The organism is Paracoccus albus (assembly GCF_027913035.1).
Classification (GTDB): domain Bacteria; phylum Pseudomonadota; class Alphaproteobacteria; order Rhodobacterales; family Rhodobacteraceae; genus Paracoccus; species Paracoccus albus.
The window spans coordinates 1,478,869-1,499,217 of the sequence record NZ_CP115775.1; the positions used below are offsets into that span (position 1 = coordinate 1,478,869).

Annotated in this window: 15 protein-coding genes and 1 riboswitch; of the genes, 5 read left to right on the forward strand and 10 right to left on the reverse strand. The window is 61.2% G+C overall.

Annotated elements, in window-relative coordinates:
* Positions 1 to 211 precede the first annotated feature (211 nt).
* The 4 genes from tenA to thiM are packed head-to-tail and all read right to left on the reverse strand — an operon-like array spanning position 212 to position 3,097.
* Positions 212 to 901 carry a thiaminase II gene (tenA, locus tag PAF20_RS07385; protein ID WP_271073061.1) on the reverse strand — a complete coding sequence of 230 codons (690 nt, stop codon included), beginning with the start codon at positions 899 to 901 and terminating at the stop codon, positions 212 to 214.
* Complete coding sequence (gene thiD, locus PAF20_RS07390) at positions 898 to 1,704, reverse strand: bifunctional hydroxymethylpyrimidine kinase/phosphomethylpyrimidine kinase (protein ID WP_271073062.1); 807 nt, start codon at positions 1,702 to 1,704, stop codon at positions 898 to 900. The genes tenA and thiD overlap by 4 nt, the downstream gene beginning before the upstream one ends.
* Complete coding sequence (gene thiE / locus PAF20_RS07395) at positions 1,701 to 2,312, reverse strand: thiamine phosphate synthase (protein ID WP_271073063.1); 612 nt, start codon at positions 2,310 to 2,312, stop codon at positions 1,701 to 1,703. The genes thiD and thiE overlap by 4 nt, the downstream gene beginning before the upstream one ends.
* Positions 2,309 to 3,097: a hydroxyethylthiazole kinase gene (thiM, locus tag PAF20_RS07400; RefSeq protein ID WP_271073064.1), complete on the reverse strand. Its 789-nt coding sequence runs from the start codon at positions 3,095 to 3,097 to the stop codon at positions 2,309 to 2,311. The genes thiE and thiM overlap by 4 nt, the downstream gene beginning before the upstream one ends.
* 65 nt (positions 3,098 to 3,162) lie before the next feature.
* Positions 3,163 to 3,259, reverse strand: a riboswitch (TPP riboswitch).
* A 118-nt stretch (positions 3,260 to 3,377) separates the two neighbouring features.
* Here thiM and PAF20_RS07405 point away from each other — a divergent pair.
* A complete protein-coding gene (locus tag PAF20_RS07405) occupies positions 3,378 to 4,682 on the forward strand; it encodes a hypothetical protein (protein ID WP_271073065.1) in 1,305 nt (434 codons plus the stop codon).
* Positions 4,683 to 4,823: 141 nt separating this feature from the next.
* Here the strand turns inward: PAF20_RS07405 and PAF20_RS07410 are convergent, their stop codons facing one another.
* The 3 genes from PAF20_RS07410 to PAF20_RS07420 all read right to left on the reverse strand — a co-directional run bounded on the left by PAF20_RS07410 (position 4,824) and on the right by PAF20_RS07420 (position 10,109).
* On the reverse strand, positions 4,824 to 6,197 hold the full coding sequence (locus tag PAF20_RS07410; protein ID WP_271073273.1) for a phosphohexomutase domain-containing protein: 1,374 nt from the start codon (positions 6,195 to 6,197) through the stop codon (positions 4,824 to 4,826).
* The gene (locus PAF20_RS07415; RefSeq protein WP_271073066.1) at positions 6,194 to 7,660 is read right to left on the reverse strand and encodes a mannose-1-phosphate guanylyltransferase/mannose-6-phosphate isomerase; all 1,467 of its coding nucleotides are present in this window, start codon (positions 7,658 to 7,660) and stop codon (positions 6,194 to 6,196) included. Before PAF20_RS07415 ends, PAF20_RS07410 begins: the two co-directional genes overlap by 4 nt.
* A gap of 175 nt (positions 7,661 to 7,835) precedes the next feature.
* Positions 7,836 to 10,109: an NADP-dependent malic enzyme gene (locus PAF20_RS07420; protein WP_271073067.1), complete on the reverse strand. Its 2,274-nt coding sequence runs from the start codon at positions 10,107 to 10,109 to the stop codon at positions 7,836 to 7,838.
* Positions 10,110 to 10,687: 578 nt separating this feature from the next.
* Between PAF20_RS07420 and PAF20_RS07425 the strand changes: the two genes are divergently transcribed.
* The 4 genes from PAF20_RS07425 (at position 10,688) to PAF20_RS07440 (ending at position 16,945) form a co-directional block, all read left to right on the forward strand.
* On the forward strand, positions 10,688 to 11,920 hold the full coding sequence (locus tag PAF20_RS07425) for a Zn-dependent hydrolase (RefSeq protein ID WP_271073068.1): 1,233 nt from the start codon (positions 10,688 to 10,690) through the stop codon (positions 11,918 to 11,920).
* Between the two features lie 285 nt (positions 11,921 to 12,205).
* On the forward strand, positions 12,206 to 12,352 hold the full coding sequence (locus PAF20_RS07430) for a hypothetical protein (protein WP_271073069.1): 147 nt from the start codon (positions 12,206 to 12,208) through the stop codon (positions 12,350 to 12,352).
* Positions 12,353 to 12,497: 145 nt separating this feature from the next.
* A complete protein-coding gene (locus PAF20_RS07435) occupies positions 12,498 to 13,808 on the forward strand; it encodes an efflux RND transporter periplasmic adaptor subunit (protein ID WP_271073070.1) in 1,311 nt (436 codons plus the stop codon).
* Between the two features lie 2 nt (positions 13,809 to 13,810).
* Positions 13,811 to 16,945: a multidrug efflux RND transporter permease subunit gene (locus PAF20_RS07440; RefSeq protein ID WP_271073071.1), complete on the forward strand. Its 3,135-nt coding sequence runs from the start codon at positions 13,811 to 13,813 to the stop codon at positions 16,943 to 16,945.
* Here the strand turns inward: PAF20_RS07440 and PAF20_RS07445 are convergent.
* The 3 genes from PAF20_RS07445 to PAF20_RS07455 are packed head-to-tail and all read right to left on the reverse strand — an operon-like array spanning position 16,929 to position 20,349.
* Entirely contained in the window at positions 16,929 to 18,185 is a 1,257-nt protein-coding gene (locus tag PAF20_RS07445) for a glycerate kinase type-2 family protein (protein WP_271073072.1), read from the reverse strand. The two genes, PAF20_RS07440 and PAF20_RS07445, sit on opposite strands and share 17 nt — an antisense overlap.
* A complete protein-coding gene (locus PAF20_RS07450) occupies positions 18,185 to 19,186 on the reverse strand; it encodes a LacI family DNA-binding transcriptional regulator (RefSeq protein ID WP_271073073.1) in 1,002 nt (333 codons plus the stop codon). Before PAF20_RS07450 ends, PAF20_RS07445 begins: the two co-directional genes overlap by 1 nt.
* The gene (locus PAF20_RS07455) at positions 19,183 to 20,349 is read right to left on the reverse strand and encodes a dihydrodipicolinate synthase family protein (RefSeq protein WP_271073074.1); all 1,167 of its coding nucleotides are present in this window, start codon (positions 20,347 to 20,349) and stop codon (positions 19,183 to 19,185) included. The genes PAF20_RS07450 and PAF20_RS07455 overlap by 4 nt, the downstream gene beginning before the upstream one ends.

Genomic DNA, 20,349 nt, shown 5'->3' on the forward strand with positions numbered 1-20,349 from the left:
CACGCCGCAGCGGGCTCGAAAAAGGAAAATCCCAAACATGCCTAATACGCGATCGGGACGCGGCGGATCACGGAATAGCCTTCCAGCTTCGATCGTAAAAGCCGTTCTCTGCCGCTGCCCAAAAGTAAAGCCGCTGCCTGAACGTCAACGTAACCGCCCGCCTGGGCTGTCGATCATCAGATAAGCAGATCACGCGGATTGTGGTCCGTCGCTATTCAGCCGGAATCAACTCTGCCTGCGGCATCAGCCAGTCCTGCCGGTGATAGGCGCTGTCCCAGAAACGCCATTCGTGCCAGCAGCTTCGCGCGAAGACCCGGCGCATTCTGTCCCGTCCGGCGTCGTCGATTGCAGCGCCGATACTGTCGGTCAGTGCCAGCATCCGGTTCACGCTTTCGGTGAACTCCTCGCCCGAATAGGTCGCGATCCATTCGGCATAAGGATTACCGGGTGCTGCCTCTGCCGCGATGGCGTGACCCACATCGTGATAGATCCAGAAGCATGGAAGCACGGCAGCCAGCCCTTCCGCGAAATCGCCGATGGCACAACAGCGGATCAGATGCGCGACGTAGTGATCGCAGGCCGCCGATGTGCCGGCCTGCCGAAAATGCTCATCGGTGACGCCGTACAGCCCCATGTAGTGTCCGTGCAGCAAACGTTCCACCGCGGCGGCATTGGTGGCGGAACCTGCAAGCTGGGCGATAGCCTGTGGGTTCGGGGCCTTTGAAGCCACCAGAGTCAGCGCGCGGGCAAAACCTTCAAGATAATGCGCGTCCTGAATGATGTAGCCGCGAAACACCTCGGACGGCAGGGTACCGGCTGCAAGCTGCCGGTTGAAGGGCATATCGAGGATCTGGCGACGAAGATCTGCTGTGTCTTGGGTGAGTTGTTCGGTGAATTTCATCGCTTTGTTCCTTCTGCGGCGTAGAAATGATGGACCGGGCCGTGACCGCTGCCGACCGAAAGCCGGTCTGCGGCACCTATCGCGCCTGAGATATAGCTTTTGGCCTGCCTGACCGCCTCTGACACTGACAAACCGCGGCCCAGAAATGTGGCGAGTGCTGCTGATAGGGTGCAGCCTGTTCCATGCGTGTTTTGCGTTCGCGAACGCTGTGCCGTTAACCACTCATGACCGTCTGATGTCGCCAGCAGGTCAGGGCTTTCATCGCCGCCCAGATGCCCGCCTTTCAGCAGTACGGCAGCCGGGCCAAGTGCCAGCAAAGCGCCGGCCTGCCCTTCCATCTGATCACGATCAGTGGCCTCCGGCGCGCCCAGAAGATCTGCGGCTTCCGGCAGGTTTGGGGTGATCAGATCGACGCGCGGCAGCAGCCGGTCGCGCAGCGCCGATACCGCATCGCTTGCCAACAGCCTGTCACCGCCCTTGGCAACCATCACCGGGTCCAGAACGATAGGACAATCCAGCCCGAGCAGCCCTTCGCATACGCAGTCGATGATCCCGGCCGTGCCGAGCATCCCGATCTTCACAGCGTGGACCGCAATGTCATCGCGTATCGCAGCGATTTGCGCCGCAATCATCTCGACCGGGATCAGGTGAACGGCGTGAACACCCTTGGTGTTCTGCGCCGTCAGCGCAGTGATCACACTCATCGCATAACCACCATTCGCCGAGATTGCCTTGATGTCCGCCTGTATCCCTGCCCCGCCAGAGCAGTCGGAGCCAGCGATTGTCAGGATATTGGGGATCATGCCCGCCCCCATGCCTGAACGAGGCCCCTTGCCGCTGCTTCCATATCTTCCGCGCGGGAAATGGCGGACACGACGGCGATGCCTGCCGCGCCGAGGGCCTTGAGGTCTGGAATATCGCCTTGAACGAGCCGCCCGATTGCAATGCAGGGCAACTTGCTCTGCCCGACAATCCTGGCCAGCCCGTCCAACCCGATCGGCGGGGCATGGTCAGGTTTCGAGGCGGTCGCACGCACAGGGCCGACGCCAAGGTAATCCACGCCCTTGGGCACAGCCGCAAGCTGGCCTGCATCTTCGACAGACAGGCCAAGCAGCACATCCGGCCCGATCCGTTTCCTGATCCGCGCGGGATCGCCATCGCCCTGACCTATGTGAAGGGCCGGGGCAGCAACCGCCTGCGCCACCTCAATCCGGTCATTTATCGCAAGCATCGCACCGTGCTCTGGCAGGACTGCCATCAGGCGACGCGCGATTTCAGCAAATTCGGCATCCGGCAGTGTCTTGTGACGCAGCTGGATCAGGCCGACCCCGCCGCGAGCGGCCGCAATTGCCTGTTCGACAATCGGGCGCGGCGCATCCGCGTCGGTGATAAAACAGATGGGCGGGATCATGCCGCCGTGATCCTCGCGCCCCGCGTCACATCCTCGGGCTGCAATTGGTACAGCGCGTCTATGAATGCCGTCTGGAAAGAGGCAGGCCCTGCGGCGCTGCGTCCTGCCACCTCTCCGGCCTGTCCGAAATAGGACAGCGCCGTGACCGTGCCATCGAACGCAGGCTGTCCGGCGATGAAGGCGCCTACAATGCCGGTCAGCGAGCAGCCAAGCGCGGTGATGCGCGGCATCATCTCATGACCATTGGCCACCCGAACCGCGCGCGATCCGTCGGTGACAAAGTCCACCGGCCCGGTCACGGCAACGACGATCCCGTGATCCCGTGAGAGAGTCCGTGCCGCCGCCTCTGCCGCCGCGACCTCGTCAGCGGCATCGGCGCCCTTGCCCGCCGCCTGCGCACCCGACAGAGCCAGAATTTCCGAGGCATTTCCGCGAATGACATCCGGGCGCAGGGCCAGCAGCTTCGCCCCCTGATCGCGGCGGAAAGATGTCGCACCAACGGCGACCGGGTCCAGAACCCAAGGCTTGCCCGCAGCCGCCACAGCCTTGGCCGCCATCAGCATCGAACGTACCCACGGCCCCGAGGAGGTGCCGATATTGATCGTCAGCGAAGACACGAAAGTGGCAAACTCCTCCATCTCGTCTTCCGCATGCGCCATCGCGGGCGAGGCACCTGCCGCCAGCATCACATTGGCCATGACATTCATCGCCACGTAATTGGTGATGTTCTGCACAAGCGGCGCGGTTTCGCGCATTTTTGCAAGGTAGAGACCCGGTTCGTTCATCGTTTTCTCCCTCTCTCGCGCGGCGCAAAGTGAGAGGAACACGGGAAAGGGCGAACGACAGGCGCGGGCCATTTCCTGCGCCTCCCTACGCCGGCATTGTCCGGTTCAGGTTCAAAGGGTGCTTCTCAGCCCGGATAGATCCGAGCGCCCCTGTCGCATCGCGGCATAGCTGGCATGACCAAGGGTAAACGTCAAGCTTCGGATATCTCCCGACTTCTTGTCCTTCGCAGCGTCAGGTGCAAAATTGCTGCGTGAGAATTTCCTTTTCCAACACCCGTCCGTGACCCACCCTGCCGACACCCGCATCATTTTCGAGGATGACCAGATCCGCGTCGTCGCGCAGCCCGCTGGTCGCAGCCATCTGGTAATCACCTTCGGCAATCTGGAGATGCTGGCCGAGGGCAAAAGGTTTTTTGCGGATGCGCCGCTGGCCAAACTGGGGATCAGCGCCATCGGTATCATGGCAAAATCCCCGAACTGGTTCCCGGTCAACAGCATGGAACGCGCTGTTGCTGCGATCCGCGCGATTGCCCGCGATTATAGGACCGTGGTGACTTTCGGCAGTTCTATGGGGGGCTATGGCGCGTTGAAGCATTCGGCGCGGCTGGGCGCCACTCAGGTGATTGCCTGTGAACCGCAATGGTCTATCGACGCCGCTGAATGTGCCATTGCACCGGGCTGGAAGGATTACTTTCGCCCCGACATGTCAGGAATGGGTATCCGGGCCGATGAGGTAAGCGGCAAGGTATATATCCTTCACGACCCTTGGCAATCGCGCGACGACTGGCACGCCAGAAAGATCGTGTCGATCTGCCCGCGCAGCCGCATCGCCCCTGTTTATGGCGCCGGGCATCACGTGATGAAAGTCCTCGCCGGAAGTGCCGTTCTTGGACAGATCATCAACGCATGCCGGAATGACGACATAGCCGCACTACGCCGCTCCATAAGCACCGCACGCCGCCGGAGCGCCATCCGGAAAAGAGAGGTCCTGCGCCGCGCCGCCGATCAACATCCCGCATTGGTATTGCCGCAGTTTCTGCGCCTGCCACCCCGCGCCATTGCACGGGAGTTCCCTGAGTGGCTGGAACCCGTGGCCGCGCAACTCAAGGACAAGCAAGGGGTGAAGGCCGTACTATCCTTTTACCGCTCGGCTTTCCCTCATATCCGAACGCTGGCGGGTCGAAACGCCTTCACTCATGCCACAGCGGCCCTGACTTGCAGCAGGCCGGTTCTGGGATTCGGGCCGGATCAGGTGATGGTCTATGACGCGATGACTGACATAATCCGGCCCGGCCGTCGCGACCCCAAGATCGGCGAAGTTCCCCTGCACCCAGAGATCAGGTCGGGGCGACTGCGCTTGTTCTGCATTGCCGAAGAACTGCGCCTTCCGATCCAGACCGAGCCGGAGGGCGGGCTTGCAGTCGGGCCAGAGAATGCCAGAGCCGCGAGGTTCATGATCGAAAGCCAGTCGGTTTTGGAATTTCGTCTGCGGGCCGGTGATCGCTACCTCACAGTTAACGATCGTGGGCACATCCGCTTGCAAAAAGGGCTTGCCGGGGCGGCCGTGTTTTCGCTGACGCTCTGATGGATTGTTCGACATCCGCGGGCGCAGTTGGAACCGACGCCGAGCCGTTTATCTGCTATTGCCGCTGACAGCCGACGACTGCTTCGGTGTCACACCCGAGATGCTAGAGCAGAGAGCGAATTTGACAGCAACGCGGCGGCCTCAGCCCTCTTCGATCAGCGCGCGAAGCTCGGCGACCTTGCGGTTCAGCAAATCGCGATCCCCTCGCGTTTCGACGTTCAGCCGCAGCAACGGTTCGGTATTCGACGCACGCAGATTGAAGCGCCAATCACCCATATCCAGTGAAAACCCGTCCATCTCATCGCGGCCCTTTGCCTGCTTCGCGAATGCACGTTCCACACGGTCGCGGGCGGCATCGGCATCGGTCACGACAAAGTTGATTTCACCGGACGACGGAAAGGCCGCGCGCCGCTGGTCTATCAGCGCCGAGAGCGGCTTGCCGGAACGTCCCATCAGTTCTGCCACCAGAAGCCAAGGGATCATGCCGCTGTCGCAATAAACGAAGTCGCGGAAATAGTGATGCGCCGACATCTCACCGCCATAGACGGCATCATGTTCACGAAGCGCCGCCTTCTGAAATGCATGACCGGTGCGGGCCTGAATGGCAGTGCCACCGGCCTTGGCAACGATGTCCTGCGTATTCCAGATGACGCGCGGATCGTGAACGATGGTCGCGCCCGGCTCTTTCGCCAGAAAGGCAGCAGCCAGAAGACCAACGATATATTCGCCATCGATGAATTTTCCCTGCTCGTCGAAGAAAAAGCAGCGGTCGAAATCGCCGTCAAAGGCGACCCCTATATCGGCACCGGCCTCGCGTACGGCCTTGGCGGTCACTGGTTGATTCTCAGGCAGCAGAGGGTTCGGGATACCGTTCGGAAAGCTGCCATCGGGTTCATGATGCAGGCGAATGAACTCCAGCGGTGCGCCAAGTGACGCAAGCGCCGCTGCTATGGCATCAAAGGTTGGACCCGCAGCGCCATTGCCTGAATTCACGACGATCTTCATAGGTCGCAAAGCCTCAGTGTCGACAAACGCCATCACCCGCGCCACATAGGCCACCCGCGCCTGATCAGCGACGTCCAGACGCCTACCGCCGGATTTATCCGGCCCGAACTCGCCCGCCTCTGCCAGTCGCTGCACGTGGTTCAGCCCCGAAGCAGATCCAAGCGGGGCAGAGCCGCGCTGAACCATTTTCATGCCGTTATAATCCATCGGATTATGCGAAGCGGTGACCTCTATCCCCCCATCGGCATCGAAATGGGTGACAGCGAAATACATCTCTTCTGTACCTGCAAGCCCAAGGTCCAGAACCTCGCACCCTTCCGCGATCAAGGCGTCGGCGACGGCGTCTGCCAACTCTGCCGATGATGCGCGGATATCGCGCCCGAGCACGACACGTTCAGCAGCAAGGGCCTGCGAGAAGGCACGACTGATGCGATGCGCGATATCGACATCCAGATCGACGCCCAGCCTGCCCCGGATGTCATAGGCTTTGAAGCAGTTCAGGCGCATCAGCCTTTTGCCCCCTGCCCGCGCGCATAGATATCTTCGTAGCGAATAATGTCATCCTCTCCCAGATAGCTGCCGGTCTGAACCTCAATCAGGACCATAGGCAGCTTGCCGGGGTTTTCCATGCGGTGAACGGCACCAAGGGGGATATAGACCGATTGGTTTTCGGTCACGAGTTGCACCTTGTCATCAATCGTAACCTTCGCCGTGCCCTCGACCACGATCCAATGTTCTGCCCGGTGGTGGTGGCTTTGCAGGCTCAGCGCTGCACCGGGATTGACGACGATGCGTTTGACCTGAAAGCGCCCGCCGAGAACCAGCGTTTCGTACCAGCCCCAGGGGCGGTAGTCGCGCGGCAGGATTTCTGCCTGTGGCCGTTTGTGTTTTTTCAGCAGATCAACAGCCTTCTTCACATCCTGCGCGCGGTCCTTGGGCGCAACCAGCACGGCATCAGGCATGGCCACGGCAACGATATTCTCCAACCCGATCCCGACCAGCACCTGCCCCTCGCTTTCGGCACGCAGCAAGGTGTCGCGGCAATCTATCGCCTCCGCCGGACCGGACAGGGCAACGCCGTCCTGATCCGGCCCCTGTTCGCGCCACACCGCGTCCCAGCCGCCAAGATCGGACCAGCCGGCGGAAAACGGGACGACGGCAAGGTTATCCGCCTTTTCCATCACCGCATAATCGACAGAGATTGACGGCGCAGCGGCGTAATCATCGGGCGCCAGCCGCAGAAACCCCAGATCCACAACGGCTTTGCCAAGCGATTGTGTGACGGGGCCTACGACATCCGGCGCATGTTGACGAAACGCCTCGACCATATCGGCCGCGCGGGCCAGAAAAATGCCGGCATTCCAGAGGAAATTACCCGAATTCAGCATCTGCTGCGCCTTGTCCACGTCCGGCTTTTCAACAAAGCGCAGCAGGTCGCGCGTGCCACCGGACTCATCCTGCGAAGCGGCAAGTTCGAGATAGCCATAGCCCGTTTCTGGCCGGTCCGGAGTTATCCCGAATGTGACGATCTTGCCTTCGCTCACCGCCGGCAAGCCACGCCTGACCGCAGCAAGGAAGGCCGCAGAATTCGGTATTGCGTGATCCGATGGTGCGACGACCATCACGGCGTCGCGATCGCTGGCCATCAGATAAAGCGCCGCTGACAGCACGGCAGGCGCAGTATTGCGCGGCTCTGGTTCAATAATGACGGCGCCGGGGTCAATGCCGATTTCCTGCAATTGCTCTGTCACAACAAAGCGGAAATCCGCCCCTGTCACGATCACCGGAGACTGCCATTCCGTCTGTTCGCCATCGCCGGCAAAACGCTGCGCCGCCTGCTGAAAAAGGGTCGTATCGCCCAGAAGTGGAACAAATTGCTTGGGGTAGGATTTTCGCGACAGCGGCCAAAGGCGCGTGCCAGACCCACCGCACAGAATGACCGGATAAAGCTTGGTGGAATTTTTAGTAGTCACGCGGAATATCTCGACTTTTCGGACAGTGACGACATCTTTCCGATGCGCCACAATACGTCCGGACGTTATGCCGGGCGTCACGGCAAGGCAACGCAGAATGGGTTAATGCACCGACAGCCGACGGCTCGCGCGGTGTTCAATTCCGCGCGAGCCCGTCTGCCCTTCGCTTCGGGAATCAACCGTAGCTGGACACATTGCTGCCGGCGAGTGCCGAGATATTCATCAGCCCGCGTACGGTAATGCCCGGCGTGACGATATGGGCGCGGTTCTCCATCCCCATCAGGATCGGCCCGACCTCCAGCCCGCCCGCGACAGAACGCAGCATATTGCGCGCCGCATTGGCGATTTCGGCATTTGCATAGATCAGACCATTCGCGCGGCCCTTCAGTCGGCCATCGGGATACAGCCTTTCGCGCAGATCCGGATCGAGAGCCACATCGGCGGGCATCTCTCCTTCATATTCGAAGTCGAGGTTCATGCCGTCCAATATCTCCATCGCAGCGCGCATGTTCCGGCTGGTTTCGCTGTCCAGGTTCCCGAATTGCGAGGCAGAGCACAGTGCAATCTTCGGCTCTATCCCGAAGCGCCGCATATGCCGGGCGGCCCCAATCACAGTTTCGGCGATCTGCTGCGGATCGGGGTCAAGATTGACCTGCGTATCGGCGAGGAACAAGGGACCCCGGTCCAGAATAATCAGCGAAAGCGCACCGACCGGATGGGCATTGCCGCGCGCCAGAATCTCGCTGACATAGCGAAGGTGCCAGCGGTATTCGCCGAAGGTGCCGCAGATCATGCTGTCCGCCGCACCAAGATGCACCATCATCGCTGCAATCGCCGATGTGTTTGTCCGGATGATCGCGCGCGCCAGATCCGGTGTGACCCCGCGCCTGCGCATCAGTTCGTGATATGCGGTCCAATAGTCACGGTAGCGAACGTCGCTTTCGGGGTTGATAACCTCTATCGCATTAAGGTCCAGCCGGATGCCTTCGCGGTCGAGCCGCTGCTGGATCACCTCTGGCCGACCGATCAGGATCGGCGTGTCGTGGCCTTCCTCGATCAATTGACGGGCGGTGTGGAGGATGCGCTCATCCTCGCCCTCGGCAAAGACCAGCCGGCGGCGAGCGACCTTGTCGGCATCAAACACGCTGCGCATGATATTATAGCTGCGATAGACGCGGCCCTGCAGGCGACGGGTGTAATCCTGAAGGTCCAGTTCGCGCGTCGCCACGCCGGATTCTATCGCGGCCCTTGCGACGGCGGTTGCGATGGTCGGCAGAAGGCGCGGATCGAAGGGTTTCGGAATCAGATATTCCGGCCCGAATGTCAGCGTTTCGCCCCGGTAGGCCTGCCCGACCTCGGCCGAGGTCGTCTCGCGGGCAAGCGCCGCAATCGCCTCGACACAGGCGACCTTCATTTCGTCGTTAATCTGGGTCGCGCCAGTGTCCAGAGCGCCACGGAAAATAAAGGGGAAACACAGGACGTTGTTGACCTGATTAGGGTAATCGCTGCGCCCCGTCGCGATCAGCGCATTCGGTGCTGCGGCGCGGGCTTCTTCCGGCATGATTTCGGGCGTCGGGTTGGCAAGGGCGAAGATGATCGGGTTATCGGCCATCTGCGCCACCATCTCTCGCGTCAGCAGCCCGGGGCCGGAGACACCAAGGAAAAGGTCCGCGCCCTTCATCGCTTCCATGGTGGTGCGCATTTCGGTGTCGCGGGCGAATTCCTGCTTTTCTGGGTTCAGGTCGTTGCGCTGCGTATGCACCACGCCCTTGCTGTCCAGCATGGTGATGTTGTTCTTCTTCACCCCCATCACCATCAGCATTTTCAGACAGGCGATCCCGGCCGCACCCGCACCAAGCGCCACAACGCTGATATCTTCGAATTTCTTGCCCGACAGCCGCATCGCATTGCTGGCCGCCGCTGCGGCAACGATGGCCGTTCCGTGCTGGTCGTCGTGGAAAACCGGGATATTCATCCGCTCTTTGCACAGCCGTTCGACAAGGAAACAGTCCGGGGCCTTTATGTCCTCAAGGTTCACCGCGCCAAAGGTCGGTTCCAGCTTGCAGACCAGATCGGCCAGCTTTTCGGGATCGGTCTCATTCACCTCGATATCAAAGCAATCGACACCGGCGAATTTCTTGAACAGAACCGCTTTTCCTTCCATGACTGGCTTGGAAGCCTGCGCGCCGATATTGCCCAAACCCAGCACCGCCGTTCCGTTCGACACCACCGCAACCAGATTCGATTTCGCGGTATAGCGCATCGCATCAAGCGGATTCTTTTCGATCTCGAGGCAGGCCTCGGCGACGCCGGGGGAATAGGCGTTGGACAGATCCCGGCCAGTATCCATTGGCTTGGTCGCGCGGATTTCCAGCTTACCGGGTTTCGGAAACTCGTGGTAATCAAGTGCCTCCTGACGGCGATCATTCCCAATGTCTTCTGCTGGCATCTTATACCTCCATTACGCCGCTTGGCTTTCCCTAGGGTCAATTGCGCATGTTCCGGGCAGGATTTGCAATGCCCGTTTTGTACGCGACCCGCCTTTGCCGTGCCGTTTCATTAGGTTGTCACTACGGTCCTCAGTTAGGGCGAAGGCCGTCTCCATGTCCGATTTCGATCTTGTCTTGTTCGGCCACGTTGCCCTGACAGCGCAAGAGGTTTCCAACGGTTTCATGCTGCCAGCGATGACAGAATCGCACTGATCGGGAAAGTTCGCGCACCGGCCGATAAAAAACGCATCCGTCTTTCCGGGGTTTGATTTGGTGTCCCCATTTTTCATCAACTATGCGATAGAGCGCGCGACGCTGATCTGACGGTTCATAAACCCGCGGCACAGGTCTATAAGGTCGGCCAGCCCAGATTCTATCGCTGGCTTGTGGCCTAATGAAGGTGTTGAATCTCCTTGCTCTGTCGCTGCAAAATAGCGGCTCGGGCAGCAGATTTTCGACGGGCAGACGGTGCTTGCCAAAACTCGACAGGGCGAATTCCTGCGTCCGCCTGAAACCCTTGAACCAAGGAAAACACCTCATGCGTAATCTTCGTGTACACACCGACCGGATCAGATCGGATATCGAGGCTATGGCAGCGATCACCGATCCCGGTCGTCCGTGGACACGCCGTGCCTTCTCTCCGCGCTTTGACGAGGGGCGCTCATGGCTGGAAACACGGTTCTCCGAAGCAGGTCTCGACGTATCGACGGATGCTGCTGGTAACATGATCGGGCGGCGGACGGGCAGTGTAAAAGGGCTTGGCACGATTTTGATCGGAAGCCATTCAGATACAGTGCCAGATGGAGGACGCTTTGACGGCATCGGTGGCGTGATCGTAGCACTGGAGGTTGCGCGGATGCTGAAGGAACAAAAAATCGTTCTGCGCCATGACCTCGCGGTGGTGGATTTTCTGGCCGAGGAGGTATCGGTCTTCGGTGTATCCTGCATTGGCTCACGCGGCATGACGGCAGCGCTGCCGAAGGACTGGCTTGACCTGACGCACGATGGCAGGACACTCGCGCAGGCAATACGCGATGTCGGAGGTGCGCCGGATAAGCCGGTCGATCCGGGCAAGGTCCGGGCTTTTCTGGAATTGCACATTGAGCAGGGCACCGTCCTTGAAAACGAAGGCACCGATCTGGGCATCGTGACCGCCATCGCCGGGATCGAGCGGATCGAGGTTGTATTAACGGGCCAGCCTGATCATGCCGGAACCACGCCGATGGGGACCCGCGCGGACGCTCTTGTTGCGGCAGCAGCCCTTGTCTGCGACATAGACGCAGAGGCGAAACGTCGCGCCGCGGGACCGGATCACTTCACCGCCACGGTAGGTGAGTTCGGGATCGAACCGGGTGCGGCCAATGTCGTTCCGGGCCGCGTCAGAATGCTGATCGACGCGCGCTCATCGCAACGCGAAGCAATGGAAGACTTTCTGGCATGGATCGAAGAGCGGGCACAGCGGATGCCCGAACGCATCCGCGCTGAAACCCGCCTGATGTCCGACAACCACCCAACCCCGATGGATGACGGACTTATCACGATGCTGGAGTCGGCGGCAGAAACAATAGGGGCCAGCCATCGCCGAATGGTTTCAGGAGCGGGCCATGACGCGGCCTATATGGCAAAGATTGCGCCTGCCGCGATGATCTTTGTACCCAGCAAGGACGGACGCTCTCACTGTCCGGAGGAGTGGACGGAGGCCGGCGACATCGCTCTTGGTGCCGAGCTCATGGCCGAGGCCGTCATCGCATTGGATCAGGAAAGAAACTGAGATGCGCCGAGTCCTGACCTAGAAAGACTTCTAACCCGCCCCCATCAGAGCGGGATACGAGTTCTACCGGCATGGCGGCCAGTCCCGAACAGATCATCCACACAGTCGTGGGCGGATATCGCGCGGAAAGATGCTATTCTCATTCAGAGCGCACGGGGCGAGACGGCAAAGTTATCTCTAATCCCGACGATAGCGGCGGAAATCCCGGGCGGTTTCATCGCCTCGATCCACAATCCGCGGCGGATTTCTTATGTGTCATAACATTCGATCCATGGCGGGATCTCCATGGCGCTGACCATCGCACTTGAAAAGGCGGCAGCCAAGCAGATCGGCGGCGTTTCCATCAATAAAGATTTTCCGAAAAACCGGCCCGTACCAGCCTCTGCCTGCTTGCACGCAAAGTGCGCCAGTCAGGAAGCATCACAGACGTAGAGAGTTAAGCAAAGTGACGCTTCAGCGCGTTCATTTCGGTTTCGTTTAGGTTCTACGGGCTAAGTTAAGCTGACGCGATTGCGACTTGTGGAAAACCGTAACCTCCCCGACATTGCAGATTATGATCCAGCTGAAGCGCGAGACAATGAAAACCATAACGCACCTGTCAGCATTGATGATGGTTGCACTGCTGGCTTTGGCAACGCTCGCGGCACCATCTCAGGCGCAACATGGACCCGGCGGGCCGGGACCGGCCGGGCCGAAGGAGGTCGGCGTGATAGAAGTCGCGCGGCAGGATGTGCCCGTCACGGTCGAATTGCCGGGGCGCGCCGTCGCCTATCAGCGCGCGGCGATACGGCCAAAGGTCGGCGGCGAGATCACCTCTATTCCCTATGAAGCCGGAACCGAGGTTGAGGCCGGAACGGTCCTGTTTCAGATCGAGGATGAGACACTCGCTGCAGAACTGACCGCCCGAGAGGTTGCCGTCACCTCCGCCCAGTCGGCGCTCAGCGGGGCGCAGGCAACGGTCGAACGTTATCGCAGGCTCAGCGGTTCGGGTGTGTCCCGCGCGGATCTTGAGGCGGCAGAGGTTGCGCTGTCAGCGGCAGAAGCCAATCTTGGCGCGGCAGAGGCGCAGCGTGATCTGGCCCGCTTGGCCCTGCGCAGGACGGAAATCACCAGTCCGATCAGCGGCCTTGTTTCGGTGACGCCGTTCAGCGTCGGCGACATTGTCAGCGCCGCTCAGGCCGATGCGCTGACAGAGGTCGCGCAGACCGATCCGATCTATGTCGATGTCTCCGAGTCCCGCGCACGCATCCTGCGCCATCAGCAAAGCCTGGCCGATGGCAGCATGCAGCGTCTCGGCGCACCAGACGATGCCCGCATGACGCTGGAAACGGGCGAGACCTATCCGCTGCCCGGTCGCGTCCTCAGCCCCGGAGCAGAGGTTTCGGCCACAACCGGAACCGTCCCGATCCGCCTGCAATTCGACAATCCAGACCGGCGTATCCTGCCGGGTCAGTTCGTGCGCGTCACGCTGACGGTCGGTCAGGTCAACGCCGTGCTTGTGCCACAGCGTGCAACCAGCCGTTCGGCCGGTGGGCAGCTGACCGCGTTCGTCGCGCGTGACGGCAAGGCAACAGAGGTCGCCTTGACTGAAACCGGCACCTATCAGAACGCATGGATGGTGACAGAGGGGCTGGACAGTGGCGATGCGCTGATCCTTGACGGGCTGAACAATCTGCGCGACGGGGCCGAGGTGACGACAGTCGCAGTGACCATCGACGAAAACGGCGTTGTGCGTGACAAAGGCGAAGCGCCTGAGGCGACTGACGCCGAAGCGCCGGCGAAGCCCCCTGAAAGCACCGAAACCCCGGCCACGGCCTCTGCCGATCCAGCATCGCCTGCGCCTGGCGGTGCGAGACCGCAGGGCGAAGCCACCTCGGGCGGCGGCTGAGAATGGGTCAGTTCTTCATTCACAGACCGGTGTTTGCCTGGGTGCTGGCCATTGTCACCATGCTGGCCGGTATCTACAGCCTGCTTGGCCTGCCGGTATCGCAATACCCGGACATTGCCCCCACAACGATCCGCATCGGTGCCAGCTATTCCGGCGCCACGGCGGAGGCGGTGCAGAATTCTGTCACCACACCAATCGAGGATTCGCTGACCGGCGTGGAAGGCATGATCTATTTCGAATCCTCATCGTCTCAGGGCCGCTCTTCGCTGGAGCTGACATTTGACGACAGCGTCGACCCGACCGACGCGCTGAACGATGTGCAATCGAAGGTCCGCAGCGTTGAATCCCGCCTGCCTTCTGCCGTGCAGGATAACGGAGTCAGTGTCACACGTTCCACGTCTTCGATCCTGATGGTCGGCTCTCTGGTATCTACGGACGGCCAGCACTCGACGGTGGAACTCGGCAATATGCTGGAGGAGATTGTCGAAGGCCCGGTGAAGCGGGTCGAGGGCGTGGGCGATATCAATGTGTTCGGCTCTGGCTATGCGATGCGCATCTGGCTGGACCCGTTCCGGCTGACCCAGTTCGGCTTGCTTCCCACCGACATCACATCTGCGGTGTCGGCGCAGAACTCGACCGTATCGGTCGGGTCACTGGGCACGCAGCCCGTCCTGCCGGGGCAGCAGTTCACATCAACCATTACCGCACAAAGCCAACTGACGGGGGTCGAGGATTTCCGCCGCATCCTGCTGAAAACCGGCGAAGACGGCGCGAATGTCTGGCTGGGCGATGTCGCCGATATTGAGATCGGCCAGCAGCGCTATGGCTCTGACAGCCGCTTCAACGGGCTGAACGCGGCGGGTTTCGGCATCAACCTTGAGACAGGCGCGAATGCCGTCGATACGGCAGAGGGCGTGCGCGAGGTTCTGGCCGAGCTGAACGAGGTTCTGCCCGAGGGGGTGGAACTGCGCGTCGCCTATGACACCTCGCCTTTCGTCGAACTGTCCATCGAAAAGGTCTATCACACGCTGATCGAGGCGATTGTACTGGTCGTCGCCGTGATCCTGATCTTCCTGCAAAGCTGGCGGGCGACGATCATCCCGGTCATCGTTGTGCCGGTGGTGCTGCTGGGAACTTTCGCTGTGCTGGGCGTGCTGGGATATTCCATCAACACGCTGACCATGTTCGCGATGGTGCTGGCCATCGGCCTGCTGGTCGATGACGCCATTGTCGTGGTCGAAAACGTCGAACGTGTCATGCGCGAAGATGGCGTCGACCCGGTGGAGGCGACGGAAAGGTCGATGCGCCAGATCTCTGGCGCGCTGATCGGGATCGCTGCGGTGCTGTCGGCGGTGTTCCTGCCGATGGCCTTCATGGCCGGATCGACCGGCGTGGTCTACCGCCAGTTCTCCGTCACGATCATCACCGCGATGGGCCTGTCGCTGGCTGCTGCACTGATCCTGACGCCGTCGCAGACCGCGACCCTTCTGCGCCCACATCAGGGCGAACCGCGCTTTGCCCCGACCCGCTGGTTCAACCGCAGCTTCGACCGAATGGCGGATGGTTATGCGGCGATCATCGCCCGGCTGCTGCGCCGCCCTGTCCTTGCCATCATCGTGCTTGTGCTCATCGGGGCCGGGGCATGGCAGTTGTTCACCCGCATGAACTCGACTTTCATACCGACCGAGGATCAGGGGGTGATGATGGCACAGATCAGCCTGTCCGAGGGCTCGACCTCACAGCAGACCCGCGCCGTTGTCGAGGAGATCGAGGATTATCTGCTGAACGAAGAACCTGCGGTCGAATCCATCTTTGGTGCGCTTGGCTGGGGCTTTTCCGGCAGCAGTCAGGCCCGCGCGATGATGTTTGTAAAGCTGAAGGATTTCGGCGAACGCAGTGATCCAGAGCTTGCGGCGGCAGCGGTCGCACAGCGGGCGAATGAACGCTTCGGCAATAATCGCGCCGGCCGGATCAGCTTCCTCCAGCCGCCCGCCATTCAGGGACTCGGCAATCAGGCTGGCTTCGACATGTTCCTGATCGACCAGACCGGGCAAGGGACCGACGCGCTGCGCGAGGGCTCTGCTGCGTTGGAGGCTGCGGCAGAAAACGATCCGCGCCTGACAAATGTGCGCGGTCGAGGGGATGAGGATGACGCCGCCCTGCGCCTGATGATCGACGCGCAGCGGGCCGAGGCACTGGGCCTGAACGTGTCCGAAGTGAACGGTATGCTGTCGATCATTTTTTCGGGACGCGAAGTGAATGATTTCGCGATGGGCGCCAACCTGCGCCCGGTCATCGTGCAGGGAACGGCGGAATACCGGATGCAACCCGACGATCTGGAAGCGTGGTATGCCCGCAACTCGGATGGTGAAATGGTTCCCTTCAGCGCCTTCAGTTCATACCGTTGGGAACCGGTCGCGCCCCGCCTGCAGCGGTTCGAGGGGATCGACGCCATTTCCATCTCTGGCGAGGCCGCGCCGGGGACCAGTTCGGGTGAAGCTCTGGACGCAATGGAAGAGCTGGTCTCCGAGCTGCCCGGCGGTTTCGGCGTCGCCTGGACAGAGCTGTCCTATCAGGAACGCCAGTCGGGCAATCAGGCGCCTTACCTTTATGCACTGTCGGCACTGGTCGTGTTCCTGTCACTGGCGGCAATCTATGAGAGCTGGACCGTGCCGATGGCGGTCATCCTTGCCGTGCCGGTCGGAATCCTTGGCGCGGTCGCGGCGGCGTTGCTGTTTGGCCAGTCCAATGACGTTTATTTCAAGGTCGGCATTCTGACCACAATCGGGCTTGCCGCGAAAAACGCAATCCTGATCGTCGAATTCGCCCGCGTGCTGGAACTGCAGGGCCGCAGCACCGTCGCCGCAGCGGTAGAGGCCGCACGGCTGCGCCTGCGCCCGATCCTGATGACGTCCTTTGCCTTCATTCTTGGCGTCGTGCCGCTTGCAACGGCATCGGGCGCGGGCGCTGCGGCCCAGAATTCCATCGGTATCGGGGTCATGGGCGGCATGATCGCCGCGACATTCATCGGGATTTTCCTTGTGCCCAGCTTCTACGTCGCGATCCGCAATATTTCTGGCCCGCTTCGCGCCGCGCCGAAACGCGGCCGTGCGTCGCAGCCTATGCCGGGCGAATGATGATGGCACGGAAATCGTTCACATTGGTCAGCGTCGGACCTGTCACCACCTGATCGCCGATTGCTTCGAAGAAGCTATGGGCGTCGTTTCTGCTCAACGCGTCCTCGGGGTCCATATTCGCTGCCCGCGCTTTGCCCAGCGTGTCGGGGCCGATCACTGCGCCCGCGACCTCTGCCGCGCCGTCCACGCCGTCGGTGTCGCTGGCGATGGCCGAAATGCCCGTTGCGCCCTTCAGCGCGAGGGCAAGTGCGAGCGCATATTCGGCATTTGGTCCGCCGACCCCATCGCCACGCCGCGTGACCGTCAATTCTCCACCCGACATGATTATTTGCGGGGCATCGCCGTCTTTCATCTTCGACTGTTCTGACAAGGCAAGCGATGCGTGTTCGGCAGCAACCTCTCGCGCCTCTCCGCCCAGATCGTCACCAAGGATCATGACACGATAGCCTTCCGCACGCGCCATTTCTGCCGCGGCGTCCAACGACTGAGCGGGCGCGGCAACAACGCGATTGTCCACCCGCGCAAGCCGTTTATCACCCACGGGAATGACGCCGAAACCGTTGAAGAGCACTGCTTTCGCGCTTTCCGGCAGATCAATGCCCCACCGTTCCACAATCGCCTTAGCGTCCTGAACCGTCGAATTATCACCCACAGTCGGCCCTGACCCGATCATCGCCGGATCATCCCCCGGCACGTCCGAGATCATAAGCGTCACGACCTGCGCAGGCGCCGCCGCAGCCGCAAGCTGACCGCCTTTCACACGGCTGAGATGCTTGCGCAACACATTCATCTTGTCGATCGGCGCACCAGAGGCCAGAAGCGCCGCGTTCACCGCCTGCTTTTCTTTCAGCGTCATCTCACCCGCAGGGGCGCATAGCAGCGCCGATGCCCCGCCAGAGATCAGCATCAGAACCAGATCATCCGCGCCCAGCCCCTTCAGCAGTTCCAGCATCCGCCCGGTCGCATCGACGCCGGACTGATCCGGCACAGGATGCGCGGCCTCGACAATCTCGATCCCCTGCGTCGGTCGGCCATAGCCATATCGCGTGATGACCAGCCCTTCACAGGCTCCGAGCTCGTGCTCTACCGCCTCGGCCATGCGGGCCGATGCCTTGCCTGCCCCGACGACCAGCAGCCTGCCCTTCGGTTTCGCGGGAAGGTTCGGTCCGATGAAACGCATCGGATCGGCGGTCTCGACGGCGCGATCAAACAGGCCGCGCAGCAACTTCTTGTCGTCCATCAACTCACCCCAAGGCTGGAAGCGCGGGTGATCAGACTGACCGGCGCGCGAATTTCGGCAGGCGGCATTTCGTCATGTGCAAGCCAACGCAGCAACCGCCCTGCCGTATCATCACCGAAGCGCGCAATATCGCAACTGACCGTGCTGAGCGCGGGCCAGACTTCGGTGCATTCGGCAATGCCGTCAAAGCCAACCAGTCGGATATCCTGACCCACACGACGTTTCCCGCGTGCCAGCCCGTTCATCAGACCAAGCGCGACCATGTCATTGAAACACAACACCGCATCGACGTCATCGGGCAAAATGTCGGCAGCCTCTCGCCCTTCCTGCCGGGTGATCGGCCCGTGCATCAGCCTCGGCTCCAGCCCAGCCTTTTCAATCACCTTCAGATAGCCAGAGGCGCGTTCTATGGTGATTGCCCGTTCGGCCCTGCCACCCAGAAATGCGATCCGTTGCGCACCCATATCCAACAAGTGCTGTGTCGCCGCCTGCCCGCCCGCCCCGTAATCGAAGGACGCAAAGGGGATATCAGCACCGCTTCGCTCGATCTGACGCAAGACCTGCAAGGCCGGTATCCCGGCGGCCGCCAGTTGGGACAGCACCGGTCCCGGATCACCGAAGGTTGGAGATATCACCAGCCCGGCAACGCCATGCTCGATCATCGACTGCACAAGCTGCGCCTGACGCGCCGGATCCTCATCCGAATGGCCGATCACCGTTGCGTAACCCTTTTCGGCCAGGCGCATCTGCATGGTCGTCGCCAGTTCGGTGAAGAAGGGGTTGCGCAGGTCATTGATGACCAGCCCGATCAGCCCGGTCTGTGCCGAACGCAAATTCGCCGCGGCGCGGTTATAGACATAGCCAACCTTAACCATCGCTTCGCGGACGGCCTTGTTGGTCTCATCGCGCACCAGTTCGCTGCCCTGAAGGACAAGCGACACGGTCGATTTCGAAACCCCCGCGGCTTGCGCAACGTCAAGAATCGTGGGTCGTCGCTTCATGCCTCTATGCCATAGACCGCCAGAAGTTTACGCATACGGTTCATGGCAAGATCCGGTTCGTTGAGCAAGCCCGCTGCGGCTGCAAGGCGAAACAGGTCAGCGTAATGGGTGATCGGCCGCGAGGATTGGAAACCAGCAGGCATCATAAAGGCCGGCTGCATCCCATTCAACCACGACAGAAAGGCAATCCCCGCCTTGTAGAACTGCGTGGGCGCACGAAAAAGCTCACGCGACAGGGGTATGGTCGGCCCCATCAGCGCGTCGTAACTGGCACGATCGCCCGCCGCCAGAGCGTCCAGGGCTTGCGCCGCAGCAGGTGCAATCGCCGTGAAAGCGCCCAGAAGCGCGTGGGAATGATGTGTGCCATCACCCGCAATCAGCGCAGCGTAGTTGAAATCATCTCCTGTATACAGCTTCACGCCATCTGGCAGGCGGGCACGGAAGGATTCTTCATGTGCCTGATCCAGAAGAGAGATCTTGATACCGTCCACCTTACCCGGATGCGCCGCAATCAGGTCGATAACCGCATCTGACGCTGCAGCTATATCCGCGCTGCCCCAATAGCCTTTCAGCGCCGGATCAAACATGTCGCCCAGCCAATGCAGGATCACCGGGTCCTTCGCCTGCGTGATCAGCCTGTCATAGACCCGCCGATAGTCATCGGGCACCGCGCCAATCGCGGGCAGAGCGCGGGTGGCCATCAGGATCAGCTGCCCACCCTCTGCCTCGATCGCCTCCATCTGATGTTCATATGCGGCGATGATCGCATCCAGATCGGGCAGGTCCGACAGCATCCGGTGGTCGGTTCCAGCCCCGCAGGCCACACGCGGCTTCAGGGGATGGGACTTCGCCTCTGCCATCGTCCGTGCGATCAACTCCCGTGCGGTTTCCCAATCGACACCCATGCCACGCTGCGCGGTGTCCATCGCCTCGGCCAGTCCCAGCCCCTGATTCCACAGGCTGCGGCGGAAATTCAGCGTCGCTTCCCAATCGACGGCGGGACGGTCCGTCCACGGGCTGCGCTCTGCCAGCGGGTCGCTGACGACATGGGCGGCGGCAAAGGCGGTGCGGGTCCATTCGCGCTGCGGCGCACGCGGCACCAGCGGTTCGCGGGTGATGGCAAAAGGCGCAAGCGTGCCGTCTTGGTCGGGCAGGTTCAGCAT

Coding starts and splice junctions, on each gene's coding strand:
- thiM (WP_271073064.1), bottom strand. CDS start 3,097: ATGAACGAACCGGGTCTCTACCTTGCAAAAATGCGCGAAACCGCGCCG.
- PAF20_RS07435 (WP_271073070.1), top strand. CDS start 12,498: ATGAAAACCATAACGCACCTGTCAGCATTGATGATGGTTGCACTGCTG.
- tenA (WP_271073061.1), bottom strand. CDS start 901: ATGAAATTCACCGAACAACTCACCCAAGACACAGCAGATCTTCGTCGC.
- thiE (WP_271073063.1), bottom strand. CDS start 2,312: ATGATCCCGCCCATCTGTTTTATCACCGACGCGGATGCGCCGCGCCCG.
- PAF20_RS07455 (WP_271073074.1), bottom strand. CDS start 20,349: ATGCTGAACCTGCCCGACCAAGACGGCACGCTTGCGCCTTTTGCCATC.
- PAF20_RS07450 (WP_271073073.1), bottom strand. CDS start 19,186: ATGAAGCGACGACCCACGATTCTTGACGTTGCGCAAGCCGCGGGGGTT.
- PAF20_RS07445 (WP_271073072.1), bottom strand. CDS start 18,185: ATGGACGACAAGAAGTTGCTGCGCGGCCTGTTTGATCGCGCCGTCGAG.
- thiD (WP_271073062.1), bottom strand. CDS start 1,704: ATGATCCCCAATATCCTGACAATCGCTGGCTCCGACTGCTCTGGCGGG.
- PAF20_RS07425 (WP_271073068.1), top strand. CDS start 10,688: ATGCGTAATCTTCGTGTACACACCGACCGGATCAGATCGGATATCGAG.
- PAF20_RS07440 (WP_271073071.1), top strand. CDS start 13,811: ATGGGTCAGTTCTTCATTCACAGACCGGTGTTTGCCTGGGTGCTGGCC.
- PAF20_RS07430 (WP_271073069.1), top strand. CDS start 12,206: ATGGCGCTGACCATCGCACTTGAAAAGGCGGCAGCCAAGCAGATCGGC.
- PAF20_RS07420 (WP_271073067.1), bottom strand. CDS start 10,109: ATGCCAGCAGAAGACATTGGGAATGATCGCCGTCAGGAGGCACTTGAT.